17 protein-coding genes are annotated in these 17,294 nt (G+C 57.6%); 15 read left to right on the plus strand and 2 right to left on the minus strand.

From position 1 onward, the window contains the following. Window positions 1-181: 181 nt before the first annotated feature. From Q0802_RS12215 to phoB, 6 genes are all read left to right on the plus strand, one after another. A complete protein-coding gene (locus Q0802_RS12215; RefSeq protein WP_298918407.1) occupies window positions 182-1,222 on the plus strand; it encodes a substrate-binding domain-containing protein in 1,041 nt (346 codons plus the stop codon). A 77-nt stretch (window positions 1,223-1,299) separates the two neighbouring features. Continuing rightward, window positions 1,300-2,787, plus strand: a complete 1,488-nt coding sequence (gene pstC, locus Q0802_RS12220; RefSeq protein ID WP_298918409.1) for a phosphate ABC transporter permease subunit PstC — start codon at window positions 1,300-1,302, stop codon at window positions 2,785-2,787. Continuing rightward, complete coding sequence (gene pstA / locus Q0802_RS12225) at window positions 2,784-4,145, plus strand: phosphate ABC transporter permease PstA (protein WP_298918412.1); 1,362 nt, start codon at window positions 2,784-2,786, stop codon at window positions 4,143-4,145. Before pstC ends, pstA begins: the two co-directional genes overlap by 4 nt. A 12-nt stretch (window positions 4,146-4,157) precedes the next feature. Beyond that, window positions 4,158-4,955 carry a phosphate ABC transporter ATP-binding protein PstB gene (pstB, locus tag Q0802_RS12230; protein ID WP_298918415.1) on the plus strand — a complete coding sequence of 266 codons (798 nt, stop codon included), beginning with the start codon at window positions 4,158-4,160 and terminating at the stop codon, window positions 4,953-4,955. Window positions 4,956-4,959: 4 nt separating this feature from the next. Beyond that, window positions 4,960-5,667 (plus strand): phosphate signaling complex protein PhoU, encoded by a 708-nt coding sequence (gene phoU, locus Q0802_RS12235; protein WP_298918417.1) that lies wholly within the window; start codon window positions 4,960-4,962, stop codon window positions 5,665-5,667. 4 nt (window positions 5,668-5,671) lie between these two features. Continuing rightward, on the plus strand, window positions 5,672-6,361 hold the full coding sequence (gene phoB / locus Q0802_RS12240) for a phosphate regulon transcriptional regulator PhoB (protein WP_298918419.1): 690 nt from the start codon (window positions 5,672-5,674) through the stop codon (window positions 6,359-6,361). A gap of 9 nt (window positions 6,362-6,370) precedes the next feature. Here phoB and Q0802_RS12245 read toward each other — a convergent pair whose 3' ends face one another. Next, window positions 6,371-7,204: a 3-keto-5-aminohexanoate cleavage protein gene (locus tag Q0802_RS12245; protein ID WP_298918421.1), complete on the minus strand. Its 834-nt coding sequence runs from the start codon at window positions 7,202-7,204 to the stop codon at window positions 6,371-6,373. Window positions 7,205-7,602: 398 nt separating this feature from the next. Between Q0802_RS12245 and Q0802_RS12250 the strand changes: the two genes are divergently transcribed. The 9 genes from Q0802_RS12250 to Q0802_RS12290 all read left to right on the plus strand — a co-directional run bounded on the left by Q0802_RS12250 (window position 7,603) and on the right by Q0802_RS12290 (window position 16,726). Next, window positions 7,603-8,964, plus strand: coding sequence for an MFS transporter (locus Q0802_RS12250; protein ID WP_366523320.1), 1,362 nt, complete (start codon window positions 7,603-7,605; stop codon window positions 8,962-8,964). A 36-nt stretch (window positions 8,965-9,000) separates the two neighbouring features. Further along, a complete protein-coding gene (locus tag Q0802_RS12255; RefSeq protein ID WP_298918426.1) occupies window positions 9,001-10,473 on the plus strand; it encodes an NAD(P)/FAD-dependent oxidoreductase in 1,473 nt (490 codons plus the stop codon). Next, entirely contained in the window at window positions 10,470-10,946 is a 477-nt protein-coding gene (locus tag Q0802_RS12260; protein ID WP_298918429.1) for a hypothetical protein, read from the plus strand. The genes Q0802_RS12255 and Q0802_RS12260 overlap by 4 nt, the downstream gene beginning before the upstream one ends. Beyond that, window positions 10,943-11,527, plus strand: a complete 585-nt coding sequence (locus Q0802_RS12265) for a peroxidase-related enzyme (RefSeq protein WP_298918432.1) — start codon at window positions 10,943-10,945, stop codon at window positions 11,525-11,527. The genes Q0802_RS12260 and Q0802_RS12265 overlap by 4 nt, the downstream gene beginning before the upstream one ends. Further along, window positions 11,524-12,618, plus strand: a complete 1,095-nt coding sequence (locus Q0802_RS12270; RefSeq protein ID WP_298918435.1) for an NAD/NADP octopine/nopaline dehydrogenase family protein — start codon at window positions 11,524-11,526, stop codon at window positions 12,616-12,618. The genes Q0802_RS12265 and Q0802_RS12270 overlap by 4 nt, the downstream gene beginning before the upstream one ends. 60 nt (window positions 12,619-12,678) lie before the next feature. Next, window positions 12,679-13,785 carry an extracellular solute-binding protein gene (locus tag Q0802_RS12275; protein WP_298918438.1) on the plus strand — a complete coding sequence of 369 codons (1,107 nt, stop codon included), beginning with the start codon at window positions 12,679-12,681 and terminating at the stop codon, window positions 13,783-13,785. A gap of 84 nt (window positions 13,786-13,869) precedes the next feature. Then, window positions 13,870-14,856: an ABC transporter permease gene (locus Q0802_RS12280; protein WP_298918441.1), complete on the plus strand. Its 987-nt coding sequence runs from the start codon at window positions 13,870-13,872 to the stop codon at window positions 14,854-14,856. Beyond that, window positions 14,853-15,644: an ABC transporter permease gene (locus tag Q0802_RS12285; protein ID WP_298918443.1), complete on the plus strand. Its 792-nt coding sequence runs from the start codon at window positions 14,853-14,855 to the stop codon at window positions 15,642-15,644. The genes Q0802_RS12280 and Q0802_RS12285 overlap by 4 nt, the downstream gene beginning before the upstream one ends. Then, window positions 15,641-16,726: an ABC transporter ATP-binding protein gene (locus Q0802_RS12290; RefSeq protein ID WP_298918446.1), complete on the plus strand. Its 1,086-nt coding sequence runs from the start codon at window positions 15,641-15,643 to the stop codon at window positions 16,724-16,726. The genes Q0802_RS12285 and Q0802_RS12290 overlap by 4 nt, the downstream gene beginning before the upstream one ends. Before the next feature lie 382 nt (window positions 16,727-17,108). Here Q0802_RS12290 and Q0802_RS12295 read toward each other — a convergent pair. Next, the coding region (locus Q0802_RS12295) for a hypothetical protein (protein ID WP_298918449.1) at window positions 17,109-17,294 on the minus strand (186 nt) is incomplete at its 5' end.

Raw genomic sequence — 17,294 nt, forward strand, 5'->3', positions numbered from 1 at the left:
GCGCAGAGCTGGCGAAATTATCCAAATTTTTCTTTACGTTATGGGGTTTTCTCAAAAACCTGACCCGCTGTCATAAAAGCGTTACGAAACTGTCACAAAAGCATTGTGTGAGCGCCGTACCACTCGGCTCAAGATCGCCACGGGGGTGATCAGATTCGAAATGAAAATGACAGGAGATATCATGTCGTTCGTAAAACTCACCACATCCGCGTTGGCCATCGCGGCCCTTTCCGCATCCGCTGCTGCCGCGCGGGATCAGGTGCAGGTTGCCGGCTCGTCCACCGTGCTGCCCTACGCCTCCATTGTTGCTGAAGCTTTTGGTGAAAATTTTGACTTCCCGACGCCGGTTGTTGAATCTGGTGGGTCTTCTGCCGGCCTCAAACGGTTCTGCGAAGGTGTTGGCGAGAACACGATCGACGTCGCCAACGCATCACGTAAAATCAAGGAAAGTGAAGTTGCCGTCTGCGCCGAAAACGGTGTGACAGAGATCATCGAAGTGCGCATTGGCTATGACGGCATCGTTTTTGCCTCCGATATTGCGGGCAATACCTTCGAATTCACGCCAACGGACTGGTTCCTCGCATTGTCCGATACCGTGCTCGTGGATGGCGAAATGGTTGCGAACCCGCACACGACCTGGGATCAGGTGAACGCAGCCTTCCCGAACCAGCCCATCCAGGCGTTCGTGCCGGGAACCAAACACGGGACGCGTGAAGTTTTCGAAGACAAGGTGATCCTCGCGGGTTGCGAAGCGACCGGTGCCTTTGACGTGCTCAAGGAGGCCAATGGCGATGACAAGAAAGCCGCCGAAAAAGCCTGCATTGCGCTGCGTACAGATGGCAAATCGGTTGATATCGACGGTGACTACACAGAGACGCTCGCGCGGATTGAAAGCAACAAGGACGGCATCGGCGTCTTTGGTCTGGCGTTTTACGAGAACAACACCGACAAGCTGCAGGTGGCAACAATGGGTGGCGTGGTACCATCCACCGAGAGCATCGCAACCGGCGATTATCCGGTCTCGCGTCCGCTGTTTTTCTACATCAAGAAAGCCCATATCGGTGTCATCCCGGGCCTGAAGGATTACGCTGAATTTTTCGTGGCGGACGAGATCGCCGGTCCAGACGGTCCGTTGTCCGAATACGGCCTTGTTGCGGATCCCAAGCTGGAAGAGACGCAATCTGCTGTGGCCGACGAAGCCGTCCTGGGCGGTAACTCCTAAGACGTAAGACAATCCCCGGGGATGGCGCGCGCTGTCCCCGGGGTTCTGCTGAAGACTGATCACTTGGGGTAGGCCAGATGGCGCTAGGTTTGACCGGATATGTTGTGTTTGCCGTGCTGCTGCTGACGGTCGGGGTGTTCTTCATGGCCCGTGGCAAAGCAAGATCATCAGTTGGCGGGGATGTCAGGGTGCTGCACTCGCTGCCGAGCTATTACGGCTACAATGCGGCGATGTTTACCGCCGTGCCGGCTTTGGGTGTCATGCTGATCTGGATGCTGGCGCAACCGATGATGATCGAAAATGCCGTCTTCAAGCTTATTCCTGACCGGATCATCGAAGAGGGCTCATCCCGCGGGCTGGTCATGAGTGACGTGCGCCGGGTGGCTGAAGGCCTCGATGTGGCCGTCGCTCAAGGTGCATTGACCTCGGATGAGGCCGCGTCCATTCGCTCCGACTCTACCGACATTCGCAGCTTGCTGGGCGAAGTCGGCGTCGCGTTGGGGTCAACCGTTGATTCAGAAGTTCTTTTTGCTGCGCAAGAATACAGAAATCAATCGGCAGGCGGGCTTTTCTGGATGTCCGTTATCGTCATGGGTCTTGCCATTGTCGGTGGCTCCATTTCCATATCCGTTACCCGGGCAGAGTTCAGAGCGCGCAATGTGGTTGAGCGCGGTGCACTGGTGCTGCTCATTCTTGCGGCCTCCCTCGCCATCCTGACAACGGTCGGTATCGTTCTGTCGATGCTCTTTGAGAGCATAAACTTCTTTCGGCTGCATTCCTGGACCGATTTCTTTTTTGGCAGCAGCTGGGCACCGAACTTTCGGGGGGATAGCGATCTGTCGATCCTGCCGCTGCTCTGGGGCACGCTCTACATTTCGCTGATCGCTTTGCTGGTTGCCGTCCCCATCGGTCTTTTTGCGGCGATCTACCTGTCGGAATATGCCAGCCCCAAGGTGCGCGCGGCGGCCAAACCGCTGCTGGAAATCCTCGCAGGCATCCCGACCATCGTCTACGGTCTCTTTGCGCTCCTGACGGTTGGACCCGCCCTGGTTCGTATTTTCGGGCGCGGAGATGACGGTCTTTTGGGTGTTGAATGGATGAGCGGGGCGACAGCCGTTCTGACCGCAGGTCTGGTCATGGGGATCATGTTGATCCCCTTTGTCTCCTCTTTGAGTGATGACATCATCAACGCTGTCCCTCAGTCCCTCCGGGATGGCTCCTTTGGTCTCGGCGCTACACACTCCGAAACGATCCGTCAGGTTGTACTGCCCGCTGCCCTGCCGGGGATCGTCGGGGCGGTACTGCTGGCTGCCAGCCGCGCGATTGGCGAGACAATGATCGTTGTTCTGGGTGCCGGGGCCATTGCGAAATTTTCACTCAACCCGCTTGAAGCCATGACCACGATCACAACCCGGATCGTCAGCCAATTGACAGGGGATACCGATTTTGCGAGCCCCGAAACACTTGTTGCCTTCGCTCTTGGCCTCACGCTTTTCGTGCTGACGCTGGGGCTGAATGTGCTGGCCCTCTACATCGTGCGTAAATACCGGGAGCAATACGAATGACTGATGCAACAACGCCATCCGCCCCCGGCATAACACCCGTGTCAGGCAAGGGATCTTTGCTGGTGCAGGACGCCCGGACCCGCAAGCGCAATGCTGCAGAGGCGCGGTTCAAAGCCTATGGCATCGCCGCGATCACCGTTGGTATGCTGATGCTGCTGATCCTGGTCTTTAACATCCTCACGCGCGGCGTCGGGGCGTTTCAACAGACCTTCGTGACCCTTGAAGTCCAATTGCTTGAAGAAAAGCTCGACAAAAAAGGCAACCGCAATATCGAAGATCTCAAGAAGGTCTCGACCTTTGGCTATGCGCCATTGTTGCGCGGAGCCTTTGAAACCGAGATCGCCCGGATGGGCATCGAAACCGACCTGAAACCCAAGGCCATGGCTGGCCTCCTGTCGGCGGGTGCACCAGCGCAACTGCGAAACCTGGTGCTTTCTGATCCAGATGTGATCGGGACCGTCCAGCAGTTTGAATTCCTCGCCTCCAGTCGCGTGGACGGCTACCTCAAGGGGCGTGTCAGCCGCGACAGCATCGCTAACGACAAGAATATCAGTGCTGAGCAGCTTGATCTTGTTGATCATCTGGTCACAGCCGGTGCCATAAAGAAGCGGTTCAATCTCGATTTCATCACCGGCGCGGACAGTTCTGACGCGCGGCCCGAAGCGGCGGGCATGGGCGTGTCCATGCTGGGCTCTTTCTTCATGATGCTGGTTGTTTTGGTGCTGGCCTTGCCCATCGGCGTTGCGGCATCCATCTATCTGGAAGAATTCGCGCCCAAGAACTGGCTGACCGACATCATCGAGGTCAATATCTCCAACCTCGCGGCGGTACCTTCCATCGTTTTCGGTATTCTCGGGCTCGCGGTCTTCATCAATTACATGCATCTGCCCACATCGGCCCCGCTCGTGGGCGGGCTGGTGCTGACCCTGATGACACTGCCGACCATCATCATTTCCACGCGGGCCTCACTGAAAGCGGTGCCACCGTCAATTCGTGACGCGGCACTTGGGGTAGGGGCTTCGAAAATGCAATCGGTATTCCATCATGTGCTGCCGCTCGCCGCCCCCGGCATCCTGACCGGCACGATCATCGGTCTGGCGCAGGCTCTGGGCGAAACAGCACCCCTGTTGTTGATCGGCATGGTTGGCTTCATCGCCTCCAATCCGCCCGACAGCATCGCAAGTGGTCTGTTGGACCCAAACTCGGCCATGCCCGCCCAAATTTATGAATGGGCCAAACGCGCCGATCCGGCCTTTTATGAACGCGCCTGGGGCGGCATTATCATCCTGTTGCTGTTCCTGATCACCATGAACACCATTGCCGTGATCCTGCGCCGCCGCTTTGAGCGTCGCTGGTAGGGAGATGCCGATATGAACGATATGAGAATACTGGAGAGAGATGTGGAGACCAACGCCATTAAGATTGCCGCCAAGGGCGTTCAGGTCTTTTACGGTGACACCCATGCCATCAAGGATGTGGATGTCGATATTCAGGACAAGACGGTCACGGCATTTATCGGGCCGTCCGGTTGCGGGAAGTCCACTTTTCTGCGCTGTATCAACAGGATGAACGATACAATTGATGTGGCGCGTGTGCAGGGCGACATCCGCATCGACGGTGAGGACATCTATGACCGCAAAGTGGACCCGGTGCAGTTGCGCGCCAAGGTTGGCATGGTGTTTCAAAAACCGAACCCGTTTCCGAAATCCATTTATGATAATGTGGCCTATGGTCCGCGCATCCACGGGCTGGCACGCAACAAATCCGAACTCGATGACATTGTGGAACGCGCTTTGCGCAATGCCGCCATCTGGAATGAGGTCAAGGACCGGTTGAATGCGCCGGGCACCGGTCTTTCAGGGGGGCAACAACAACGCCTGTGCATCGCGCGGGCCGTAGCGACGGAGCCTGAGGTTCTGTTGATGGATGAGCCTTGCTCCGCACTTGATCCCATTGCCACGGCGCAGGTCGAGGAATTGATTGACGAGCTGCGCCAGAATTATTCGGTCGTGATCGTCACGCACTCGATGCAGCAAGCCGCCCGCGTCAGCCAGAAGACAGCCTTCTTTCACCTGGGCAGCCTTGTGGAATACGGCGAGACAGGGCAAATATTCACCAACCCCGAAGACCCGCGTACTGAGAGCTACATCACCGGACGGATTGGATAATATCATGCAAGATCAACATATTGCCTCCGCCTTTGACCGTGATCTGGAAGCGATCCAGGCGCAGATCATGAAAATGGGTGGACTGGTGGAAGCCGCCATCCGGGAGGGCTCGCTGTCGCTGGACACCCGCGATGAGGAACTTGCAGAAAAGGTCCGCAAGGCTGATCGTGTCATTGATAATCTCGAAGAGATGATCAACGAAGAGGCTGCCCGTGTCATTGCCCTGCGCGCGCCGACGGCCCGTGATCTGCGGCTGATCCTCAGCGTGATCAAGATCAGCGCCAACCTCGAACGCATTGGGGATTATGCGAAAAACATGGCCAAGCGCACCGGGGTGCTGTCGCAGATGGCACCTGTGGACGACAGTACCGGTGCCTTGCGCCGGATGGCCCGGGAAGTGGAAAAAATGCTGAAAGATGCGCTTGATGCCTATGTGCAGCGCGATGCGGAGTTGGCCATGGATGTGATCAACCACGACCGCGATGTCGACCAGATGTATAACGCTCTTTTCCGCGAATTCCTGACCTTCATGATGGAAGACCCGCGCAACATAACCGCCTGTATGCATTTGCATTTCATCGCAAAAAACATTGAACGTATGGGCGATCATGTCACCTCTATTGCCGAGCAGGTTGTCTATCTCGTGACCGGTGAACATCCCGAGGACGACCGCCCGAAAGCCGATAAAACATCTTTGGTTGCTGAAGGATAAGCCCATGTCTGCCGATCAGCCCCGTGTTCTGGTTGTCGAAGATGAACCTGCCCAACGTGAAGTTCTGGCCTATAATCTGGAGGCCGAAGGCTTTGCGGTGAGCCGTGCTGAAAATGGCGAAGAAGCCCTGATGCTGGTCGATGAAACCGCGCCGGACGTTATCGTGCTGGACTGGATGATGCCGAATCTGTCGGGCATCGAAGTATGCCGCCGCCTCAAGATCAGATCCGAAACCCGCGGCATCCCGATCATTATGCTGTCCGCCCGATCCGAAGAGGTTGATCGCGTGCGTGGGTTGGAAACGGGTGCCGATGATTATGTCATCAAACCCTATTCCGTCATTGAATTGATGGCGCGTGTGCGCAGTCAGTTGCGGCGGGTGCGCCCGGCGGCCACAGGCGAAAGATTGGAATATGAAGACATCGTGTTGGATTCCACCAGCCACCGCGTCAACCGCGGCGATAGTGAGTTGAAACTGGGGCCGACGGAATTTCGCCTGCTGTCGACATTCATGGAAAAGCCGGGGCGCGTGTTTTCGCGCGAACAGCTTCTGGACAGGGTCTGGGGGCGTGACATTTACGTGGATACCCGCACTGTTGACGTCCATATCGGGCGCCTGCGCAAGGCGCTCACGCAACACGGCGGCTCTGACCCGTTGCGGACAGTCAGGGGCGCGGGATACGCATTGGGGTAGGGGCCTCTGTCAGGCAGCAGGGCGCAGGTGCAAAATCTCGCGCGCCTGCGCACTGGTGGCCACCGGGCGCTCGTATTTCTCGCAAAGCTCTGCCGCCCGTCGGATGAGTGCAGCATTCGAAGGGGCCAGTCTGTCCCGGTCGAGCCTGACGTTATCTTCAAGCCCGGCGCGCGTATGCCCACCAGCGGCAATTGCCCATTCGTTGACCTCAATCTGTGCAGGACCGATCCCGGCAGCACACCAGGCCGCATCGGGCGCGCGCGCCTTCATTGTCTCGACATAGAAATCAAAAACGGTCTTGTCGGCGGGCATCGCGTTTTTGACGCCCATCACGAATTGAACATAGAGCCGACCATAGAGCTTCCCCGCGTCATGTAGCCTAATCGCATGCAGAATATGGGACAGATCGAAGGCTTCGATTTCCGGGGTCACCTCATAGGTGCGCATTTCGCCGGACAACCATGCCACCAGGTCGGGCGGGTTTTCATAAACCCGCGTGGGAAAGTTGTTGGAGCCGACCGAGAGAGACGCCATGTCCGGACGCAAGGGTAGCATCCCCCCGCGCTCCTGACCTGCGCCAGACCGCCCCCCGGTCGAGAACTGAATGATCATTCCGGGGCAATGTTTCTCGACACCTTCTTTCAGCGCCGCAAATTTCTCCGGGTCAGATGAGGGCGTCTCATCCACGTTGCGCACATGCGCATGGCAGATCGCGGCACCGGCCTCAAAGGCTTCATGCGTACTCTCGATCTGCTCGCTGACGCTGATCGGCACCGCCGGATTTGCTGACTTGGTCGGTACGCTGCCGGTGATGGCAACACAGAGGATACAAGGATCAGACATTTGCAATCGCCATCTTCTTTGGCCTTTTGATCAAAGCTGCAACAGGTTTTTCATCAAAGGCCAAACAGAAATCCGTGAAGCCTTGAGAGGGTTGTACATCCAAGTGGGGAGGTTGTCACACTCTCTTGGCCAAACGTCAAAAGAAGCACGGTGATCCCAGCCACCCAAGAATTGGCTGTCCAAAGTACCGCGACTGCTTGGTTGCCCATGGGCGGGTGCCGAATACGATCCGAAGACCCCATCCAAGGAAATCTCCAGGACCGGGGTGATCCCCCTGAGGGGTGCAAAGACAAATGCGACTATCGCAGCGGTGGACAATCCGGCACCGAACACGACAAGATAAGAGGATTGCCATGGGGAACCCGCAACCGCGCGCTTTTCCCCAAGGCCAGAGGCCCATGGAGGAAAAGGACCAACGTGCCGTGACCAGCCCCATTGCGAATAGGACGTTCCGCTGGCTGTTTGCCGCCCAAATCTGGTCGCTCATTGGGGTCGGCCTGCTCACGGTCGCGTTGTCGCTCGCAGCCTACCGGATCGGTGGCGCGGAGGCAGGTGGTCAGGTGCTTGGGATGCTGTTGGCGCTCAAGATGGTCGCCTATGTCCTGCTGGCGCCTCTGGCGGAGGCACTGCTTTCACGGCAGCCCAGAAAACGCGCCTTGGTTTTGCTTGATCTGGGGAGGATGCTGTTGCTGGTGCCCATGATCTATGTCACCGAAACCTGGCAGATCGCAGGGTTGGCGTTTGCGTTTTTCGTTCTGGCGGCAGGTTTCACACCGCTGTTTCAGTCAATCATTCCCGATGTTCTTCCCGAGGAAGAAACCTATACCAAGGCGCTGGCCTGGTCTCGCGTTGCCTATACGCTGGAGGCAGTACTGAGCCCGGTCATCGCGGCGGCGTTGCTGAACCTGGCCAGTGGCGAGATGCTTTTCCTCGCGGCGGCAGTATCATTTCTTGGGTCTGTCGTGGCCCTGTTGATCACCAATCTCCCAGGCCGGAAAACCACCGATCGTAAAGGACCGTTCCTGCAAAGGGCCAGCCTGGGTTTGCAAATCTACCGCCGGACGCCGCGTTTGCGGGGTTTGTTCCTCGTCAATCTGGCGCTTTCGCTGGCGATGGCCTGGGTTCTGGTCAATTCGGTCGTTTATGCTGGCGCAAGGCTGGGGGACGCCGAACACTACTTCCCGATCCTGATGGCATTTTACGGGCTTGGTGCAGGTATCGGGGCTGTCCTTGTTCCGCGGTTGCTGAAACGGGGTAGCGAACGGTCGGTCATGTTGGCAGGGGCCTACGGCTTTGCCCTCGCCGGTGCCGGTTTTGCATTCTTGCCACCTATGCCGTTGCCGGGACTGGCCTTGGTCTGGCTCATCTTTGGTGCCACGTCGTCGCTGGTCCTGACCCCCGGCGGGTTGGTCATCACGCGATCCGCTGTCAGCGAAGACCGGGCCGCTGTATTTGCCGCCCAGTTTTCATTGAGCCACGCAGGCTGGTTACTGGCCTATCCGCTGGCAGGCTGGTTGGGTGGTCTGGTCTCGCTGGAGATGTCACTGCTGATCTTATGCGGGGCCGGTGCCGTTGTCGCGACGGTTGGCATGTCAATCTGGCCTGCGAATGATCCGCTGTCGCGCGGCCACTCCCATCCCGATCTGCCCCGCGACCATCCACATCTGATGCGTATCCCCGCAAACGGCTCGCAGCAGCGCCATGTTCATGACTTCTACATTGACGAATTGCATCCCAGGTGGACGCAAGAGACCGTGTGATGTCAGCAAGAAATGCAACTTTCAGAGGACCAGGATATGAGTAACGACGATCTTTCGCCCATAGATGCCACGGGCCTGCCCGTGCTGGAGGCGCGGCTGAAAGAGGATCTCGCGTTTCTGTGCTATCCGGGAAAGGACTGGGTGCCGCCACGTGATGGGGTTTCAGATGTGGTGATTATTGGGGGCGGCATGTGCGGCACGCTCGCCTGGTTTGCACTGGCCACCGGTGGCATGAAGAATGTGCGTGTGCTGGATCGGGCGCCAAAGGGTCGGGAAGGACCCTGGCTCAGCTATGCGCGCATGGAGACCCTAAGATCGCCCAAGGCTTTGACCGGCCCCGCCTTCGGCCATGGCGCTTTGACGTTCCAGGCCTGGTATCGCGCCCAGTTCGGAGCAAAGAGCTGGCAGGACCTCGACAAGATTCCGCGGACCATGTGGATGGAGTATCTGAGCTGGTATCGCGATGTCCTGGATGTGCCGGTAGAGAACAGCGTTTCGGTTGATCATGTCGAACCTCAGGGTGATCTTTTGCGGTTGAGCGTTTCGGGGGTCACACATGAAACCATTCTCACCCGCAAGCTGGTCTTCGCCACCGGGCGCGATGGCACCGGCGGCCCGAATATTCCCGCCTTCATCGACGACCTGCCAAGACACCTCTGGGCCCATAGTGCTGACGACATCGACTTTTCAGACCTGAGAGGCAAGCGTGTTGCGGTCATTGGCGTTGGGGCTTCGGCTGTGGACAACGCCGCAGAAGCGCTGGAACATGGGGCCGCGGAGGTGCGCCATCTGATACGGCGAAAGGACATGCCGACAATCAACAAGATGATGGGCATTGGCAGTTTCGGTTTCACGGCGGGGTTCGCCGAGATGGACGACGCATGGCGCTGGCGGTTCATGCAATACAGCTTTGCCACGCAGACGCCATCGCCGCGTGGCTCCACGCTGCGGGTCAGCCGCCACCCCAACGCGTTTTTCCACTTTGGCAAAGAAACCACGCGCATTACCCAAAAGCAGGATAGCGCGGTCATATCCTTTGCAGATGGCACGTCTTACGACGCTGATTTCGTGATCCTTGGCACCGGGTTTGTGATCGACCCCATGGCGCGGACCGAATTTGGCGACACGGCGGGCGAAATCCAGCTTTGGCAAGATGTCTACACCCCACCCGCAGGCGAGGAATCTACCGATCTCGGGCGCTTTCCCTATCTGAATTCCGACTTCACGTTCCGTGAAAAGACACCTGGCACCGCCCCCTGGCTAAAGCACGTCTATTGCTTCAACTACGGTGCCTCGGCCAGCCTTGGCAAAGTCAGTGGCGATATTCCCGGCATCAGCGATGGAGCGGCATGGCTGTCACGCGCCATCGCCGCATCGCTTTATTCGGAAGACATCGAAATGCACTGGAAGGGCATGCAGGACTACGACAAACCCGAACTTCTGGGCGACGAATGGGAAGCCACCGAGCTTGAGACCGGCGCGCAAAAGCGGGAAGGTCAAGTGGCATGACACAATTTGAGACGACAGTTCTGAGCAAAGTGGGCCTACTGCCGCAAGGCAGTCTGGCCGACGCCGTGGCGGGCAGGCGGAATATCTTCGGGATGAGCCAGTCTGCGGAAGAGGCGGTGTTGCGGCCGAAAGACTATGGCGCTTTTGCACACGACCTGCGGGCGGCGTTTGCAGCACGCGCCGCGCGTCAGGCCGGGCAGGGCGCTTTGGCGGATCACTATGCCGCCGACGCAGGAGACAAGGTGCCACTTGCTGATCCGGACAATAGCGAGGCAGATCTGGAACACATCCTGAGCTTCGTCGACAAGGTTGCCAACAGGACGCGCGACATCGTGGCAGAAGACGTTGAGGAATTGCAGGCGGCAGGGGTTTCGGACGCCGATATCGTCCGCTTGTGTGAACTTGTCGCTTTTCTGGCCTATCAGTGCCGCGTGATTGCGGGCATTCGCCTGATGCAAGGCACGACGCCATGAGTCATGTCATCCATAAATTCACCCGCAACGTGCCCGACTGGCAACCCCGTGTGACACCGGTCAAACTGGAGGAGGCGACACCCGAGCAGCGCGCGGCATTGCAGGTCACGCCCTCAAACACCAAAGTGTCCGACTATGTCCTGACCCTTGCTCATGATGTGGAAAGCCTTGCGGTCCGCTCGCCGCTTTTTAACGCAATCATGTATGATCCGGGTGGTCTGTCCCGCGCGGAGCGTGAGCTTGGCGCGCTTGGCGCATCCATGGTCAATCGCTGCATTTATTGCGCGGCGGTCCATGCGGATCGTCATGCCAAACTGGAAAAGGGTACAACCGTCACCGACGAGCTGTTTGCAAAGGGCGAAAACGCTGACCTGAATGACAGAGACCGCGCGATCTTTGAGTTTGCCCGCAAATCTGCGGAAGCACCGGCTGCGGCCGGACCCAAGGAGATGGCAGCGTTGCGCAATGCGGGCCTTTCAGATGCGGAAATCCTCGATCTGATCCTTTCTTCAGCTCTCTTTGGTTGGGCCAACCGGTTGATGCATGTTTTGGGGGACCCTGTCCGAAAGGCACCCGCGTGAGCACCCCCTTACGCATAGGGATCGCGGGCGCGGGCGCTGTCGCCCTTGGCACTGCGGCGTTGCTGCACAAGCAAGGTCACCAGCCGATGCTATGGTCACCCTCAGGCGCGGGAACTGCCGCGCTGGAAACCGCGCCACTTTGCGCCACCGGGGCCATTGAAGCGGAGTTCTCCCCGTCCATCGCACGATCTGTCCGGCAACTGGCCGAAGAAAACGAGGTATTGGTGATCGCCCTGCCGGCTTACGGGCACAAATCGGTGATGGACGCATTGACCCCTCATATCCGGGAGGGGCAGCAGATCGTCATCTCGTCTCATGCATCACTTGGGGCGATCTACCTGATGCAGCAGCTTGCGGCGCGTGGCGTGCAGGCCCCCATCACGGCCTGGGGTACCACAGTTGTGACGGGGCGGCGGCAAAGCGGAACAGATGTGCAGGTCAACACCGTGCGCGCGCGCGTCGATATGTGCACCGTTCCCGACAGCGATACGGACCATGCGCTCAGCCTTTGTCAGGCGGTTTTTGGCGACCGCTTCCAACAGCGCGACGGCCTGCTGGCAATCTCGCTTTCCAACCTCAACCCGCAGAACCACCTCGGGATCGCCCTGGGCAACATTACCCGAATGGAACGCGGTGAGGTCTGGAGCCAGGGTCAGAATGTGACGCCAAAGATTGGGCGTTTGCTGGAACAGCTTGATCTGGAACGGCTGAGCATCGCCAAGGCGCTCGGCCTCGATGTAAAGACGATTTTTGATCACTTCCATCTGAGTTTTCATGTGCCCGTGGCGTCGATCTCGGAAATGAACCAGACCATGCATGCGCGGGGTAACGGCGGCACCGGCCCGGCTACCGCCGACAGCCGCTATGTTACCGAAGACGTGCCTTACGGCCTGCAACTGACGGCCGTGCTGGGGCGGTTGACCGGCCAGCCTGCCAGGTTGCACGAAGCCGGGATCGAGATATTCTCGGCCATGTATGGTCGTGATTTTACTACAGAGAATGAAATCCTGAATGCGCTGGAGCTGGATCGCTTCAGCCTTGACGACCTGCAGCAGGCCGCCCGTACCGGTCTGTTGCACAGGGTATCCTGAGTGATGCCCAAATCAAAATGATACGGAAAAGGACTTTAAACCAACGAGGAGACACCCGATATGACCAAACTTATTCTCAACCGACGCCGCTTCCTGGGGACCGCCGCCGTGACCGGTGCAGCACTTGCAAGCCCGGTTTACCTGCGCCAAGCCAGGGCCGCTGGTGGCGAAGTGAACATCTGGACCTACAACGACTTTGTCCCGCAGGCCTTCAAGGAGCAGTTTGAGGCCGAGACCGGGATCAAGGTCAATGTGCGGCTTGTCGATGATCAGGGCAAACAGTTCAATTTGCTGGCCGCCGAAGCACCAAATCCAACGGTGGATATCATGACCGTCGCCGGCCACCGTTTTTTGCAGTTCATCGACAGCGATCTGCTGGCACCGCTGGACACCAGCCGCCTGAGCAACTGGGGGAACATCAACCCGACTTTCTCGGAAAGCGACTGGTCGACCATCAATGGCAATAAGTGGGGCGCGCCCATTCTGTCGGGTATGGAGGTTCTGTCTTATAACACCGACATGGTCAGCGCCGAAGAGGCCGAAAGCTGGGACGTTCTGTTCTCGGAAAAATACAAGGGCCAAACCGCTTATATCATTCAGGATATGATGTCGATTGTCATGCTGAAGCTGGGCTATGACGGCAATATGGTCGCCTATATGGACGACCCCGAAAAAGCGGCTGCCATCGTCGAAGAGGCCAAGCAGTTTCTCATCGATCATAAACCACTGGTGCGCAAGTACTATGACAGCGGTGCTGAAGTGCAGCAAATGTTCGTCAATCAGGACATTGCCCTCGGTCACAGCTGGAACGGACCGGCGGCGGCATTGATCAATGACGGCTTCCCGCTGGCGATGTCGATCCCGAAAGAGGGCTCTTACGGTTTCGTTTATACCTACAACATCGCCAACAACGCGCCCAACGTCGACAATGCCTATACCTTCCTTGATGCCATTCTGGCCTCGCCGGAAATTGGCGCGTCGATGACCAAGGCGTCTGGCTTCATCTCGACCTACAAGGATGCGTCGAACTATCTGACGGATCTCGAAAAGGCCTCGACCTCTTTCCCAGAAGAACAACTGGCCAACCTCCAGTTCTTCCGCGCCGAGGCAAATGAGATGAAATACAGTCTTGTCGATCCCGCCGTGGAAGCGGTCAAGGCGGCCTGATCAAGGTTTTGACACGGAACATGTCCTTGCCCGCCCAAATGGCGGGCAAGGACGCAATGCCCGGCTGATTTTAGGAAATCTCGCATGAGTAATGATGCTACGACACGCCGCGAAGGCGCTGGCGTTGCCCCGGAACACTCGGACCGCACCTTTTGGGGGTGGTTGTGTGTCTGGGCGCCCTATACCGCGCTGATGAAGCTGGTCACAGCGTCGCCCCGGCGACAGTTCATCATTCTTGCCGCTTTTCCCATTCTCTGGGTTTTGACCCAACACCTTGGGCCGATGCTGCAAATGCTGCGCGTCAGCCTGACCGATGCCTACCCTGTGGCACCCGGCGTCGAACAGCATTTCACCTTTGACAACTATGCGCGGTTCTTTGGCGAGCAAATATTCTGGCAACCATTTTTCCGCACCCTGATCTTTGCGGGTGTCCTCACGTTCTGCACCCTGATCCTGACCTTCCCCGTGGCCTATTTTCTCGCGCGCCATGTCAGCCGCAAGAACCAGATGCTGATGCTCTTGCTGCTGTTGATCCCGTTTTGGGTAGGCGAGATCGTCCGCACCTATGCCATCATGATCCTTCTGGGCAATACCGGGGCCGTGAACCTTGTGCTCAAATGGTTTGGGCTGATCGACCGCCCAATTCCGTTCATGTACACAAGCTTTTCGATGGGCGTGGGTATCGTCTATCTGACCGCTCTCTATATGCTCCTGCCACTTTACTCTGCGCTCGAAAAACTGCCCAAAAGCTATGGCGAAGCCGCCGCAGATCTCGGGGCAGGGGCATGGACCCGGTTCCGCCGGATCACACTGCCCCTGACGCTGGAGGGAATTTCCTCCGGCTGCACGTTGGTCTTCCTGATTTCGACAGGGTTTTATGCCACACCGGTTCTTCTCGGAGGGCCCTCCACCACGGTCTTTGCAGAAACCATCGCTGGCTTCTTTCATGTCGCGGGCGACGAGTGGCCCACGGGTGCAGCCTTCGCCACGATCATGTTTGTCACCGCGATGTTGCTGACCGGCGCGTTCCAGAAACTGATGCACACCTTGCGCAAGGGGGACACCAAATGACACGCGGTAACCGCATTCTGCTGTCCTGCATCTATTGGGCCTTCGTCCTCTATGTCTTCGTGCCTTTGCTGCTGATGATCCTGATGGGTTTCAAAGACAGCAAGTTCATCGGGTTCCCGATCAAGTCGTGGACACTGGATTGGTATCTAGGCGTTTTTTCTGACGCAGAAGTTGTATCGACCCTGACTTATTCCGTCGTGATCGCGGTCCTCTCGACCCTGATATCTGTGGTTGTCGGCACCTGGATTGCGGTGCTGCTTGAGGGGCGCAAGTTTCTTGGGCGCGCGGCCATCTTCGGATTGACCATCCTGCCAGCACTTGTGCCGGGTATTATTTCAGCCATCGCCTTTCGAATCTATGCCCGCCTCTTGGGGATTGAACCGGGCATGGGTGCCATCATCTGGGCGCATGCGGTGCACAACGTCCCCTTTGTCGCCCTTGTCGTCATGGCCCGTCTGTCGACGCTGCCCAAAAGCCAGATCGAAGCAGCACGCGATCTGGGTGCCGATCCGATCATTGCCTTTTTACGGATTACCTTGCCCTATCTGATCCCCGCCGTTCTGGGGGCCAGCATCTTCTGCCTGCTTTTGAGCTTTGATGATTTTGTCCGGTCATTCTTCCTGGGCGGGTACGAACCAACGCTGCCTGTTCTGATCTTCGCAAAGCTGCGGTCGGGAATGTCCCCGGAAATCAATGCAATTGCGACCGTGGCGCTGGTGCTGACAGCCGCCATCGGTATCTGGGCTGAACGTTTCACCCGCCGTACCAACAAGGATGCAAAGCCATGACCGACACCAATTCACTCGTTCGTATCGAGGGTGTTTCCAAACATTTCGGCGACACGGTGGCGCTCGACGATCTGACATTGGATATCGCCCGCGGAGAGTTCGTGACCTTCCTCGGCCCATCGGGGTGCGGCAAATCCACGACGTTGCGTATCCTGGGGGGGTTTGAGCGTCCAACCACAGGTCGGGTTCTTCTGGATGGCGAGGATGTGACCCTCCAGCCGCCCGAAAAACGACATGTGAATATGGTGTTTCAGGATTATGCCCTGTTCCCACATATGACGGTCCGCCAGAATATATCCTTCGGTCTGGAATTGCAGGGTATGGGAAAATCCGCGATCCGCAAACGCTCCGACGAGATCATGGAATTTCTCGAACTCGAAGCTTTTGGTGGTCGCTACCCAGGACAGTTATCGGGAGGCCAGCGCCAACGGGTGGCGCTGGCCCGGGCACTGGCCCCGGATCCCGCTCTTTTGTTGCTGGATGAACCCTTGGGCGCGCTCGATGCAAAGTTGCGCGGGCAGGTCCAGCTGGAACTGAAATCCATCCAGCGCCGCACCAACAAGACCTTCTTTTTCGTGACCCACGATCAGGAAGAAGCGCTAACGATGTCTGACCGTATCGTCGTAATGAACCACGGGCGGGTTGAACAGGACGGCACGCCTGAAGAGCTGTATTTCCACCCGGCGTCCCGTTTCGTGGCCGAATTTGTCGGTGAGACCAACCTTTTGTCTGGCAAAATGCGGGGCAGGGACGGTGACCGGATCGTGATGGATTGGTTTGGGCAGAACCTGACTGGGCTCGCTCCGGGACATGGCGCGGTTGGTGGGGATGATATTACGGCCTCCATAAGACTTGAGAAACTTGCGCTTTCCAGCGAACGCCCCGCCGCTGAGAACACGGTGCAGGGCAGGGTGGTGGGCAAGACTTTTCTGGGAAGCCGTATGGCCGTGGATTTGGCGTTGGGTGAGACCGAGGGTGCAATCCTGCGCGCGTTTGTCGATGCCGAGACTGGCGGCGCTTTCGGATCAGACCTTATTTGGATTGGTTGGAACAGCAAGGACATGGCTGTCTTACGGGACTGATGTGCAGAAAGCTTCCGAATATCAGTGGCCAAGAATTGGGCTGTCCGGCAACTCGCGCTCTCAACCAGCGATCGTCGCCCAGGGAATATCAAATTTGGTACCGATCAAAAGTAACAACAGCCAACGGCCTATTCCGCTCAGGGTGCCAAAACCATGACAAACCTTGCCACTCAAGCTTGTCGCTTGTGGCGTTGGCAGGTTCCTTCACCCGGCGCGTGTTAAAACGCACCGGCTTCATATGCAAACAGTTAACCAGGTCGTCGTGTCGGGACAGGCGGACGCGATTTACAGAATCTAGGCAGAACTTTTGGCAAGCAAGAAGCGAAAGGGCGTTCATCTAAGGAATCAACTGTTGCAACCAAGTAGAAAAGCCTTGCGGAGACTATTCGTCTGAACTGTCGTAGATGTCGAAATCGATTGTTAGGCCTCGCTCAGCAAGCCTTTGCAACGTCTCGTTCGATAGGCTGATACCTTCATTGCCTTCTCTTTTGCGTGTGAGCGATACCAGAACCGCGACTCCTGTTCTTTCTGAGGTTAGGGGGATCGTCGCATCTCTTCCATCATCTTT

Source organism: uncultured Roseobacter sp. (genome assembly GCF_947495275.1).
In the GTDB taxonomy this organism is placed as follows: domain Bacteria; phylum Pseudomonadota; class Alphaproteobacteria; order Rhodobacterales; family Rhodobacteraceae; genus Roseobacter.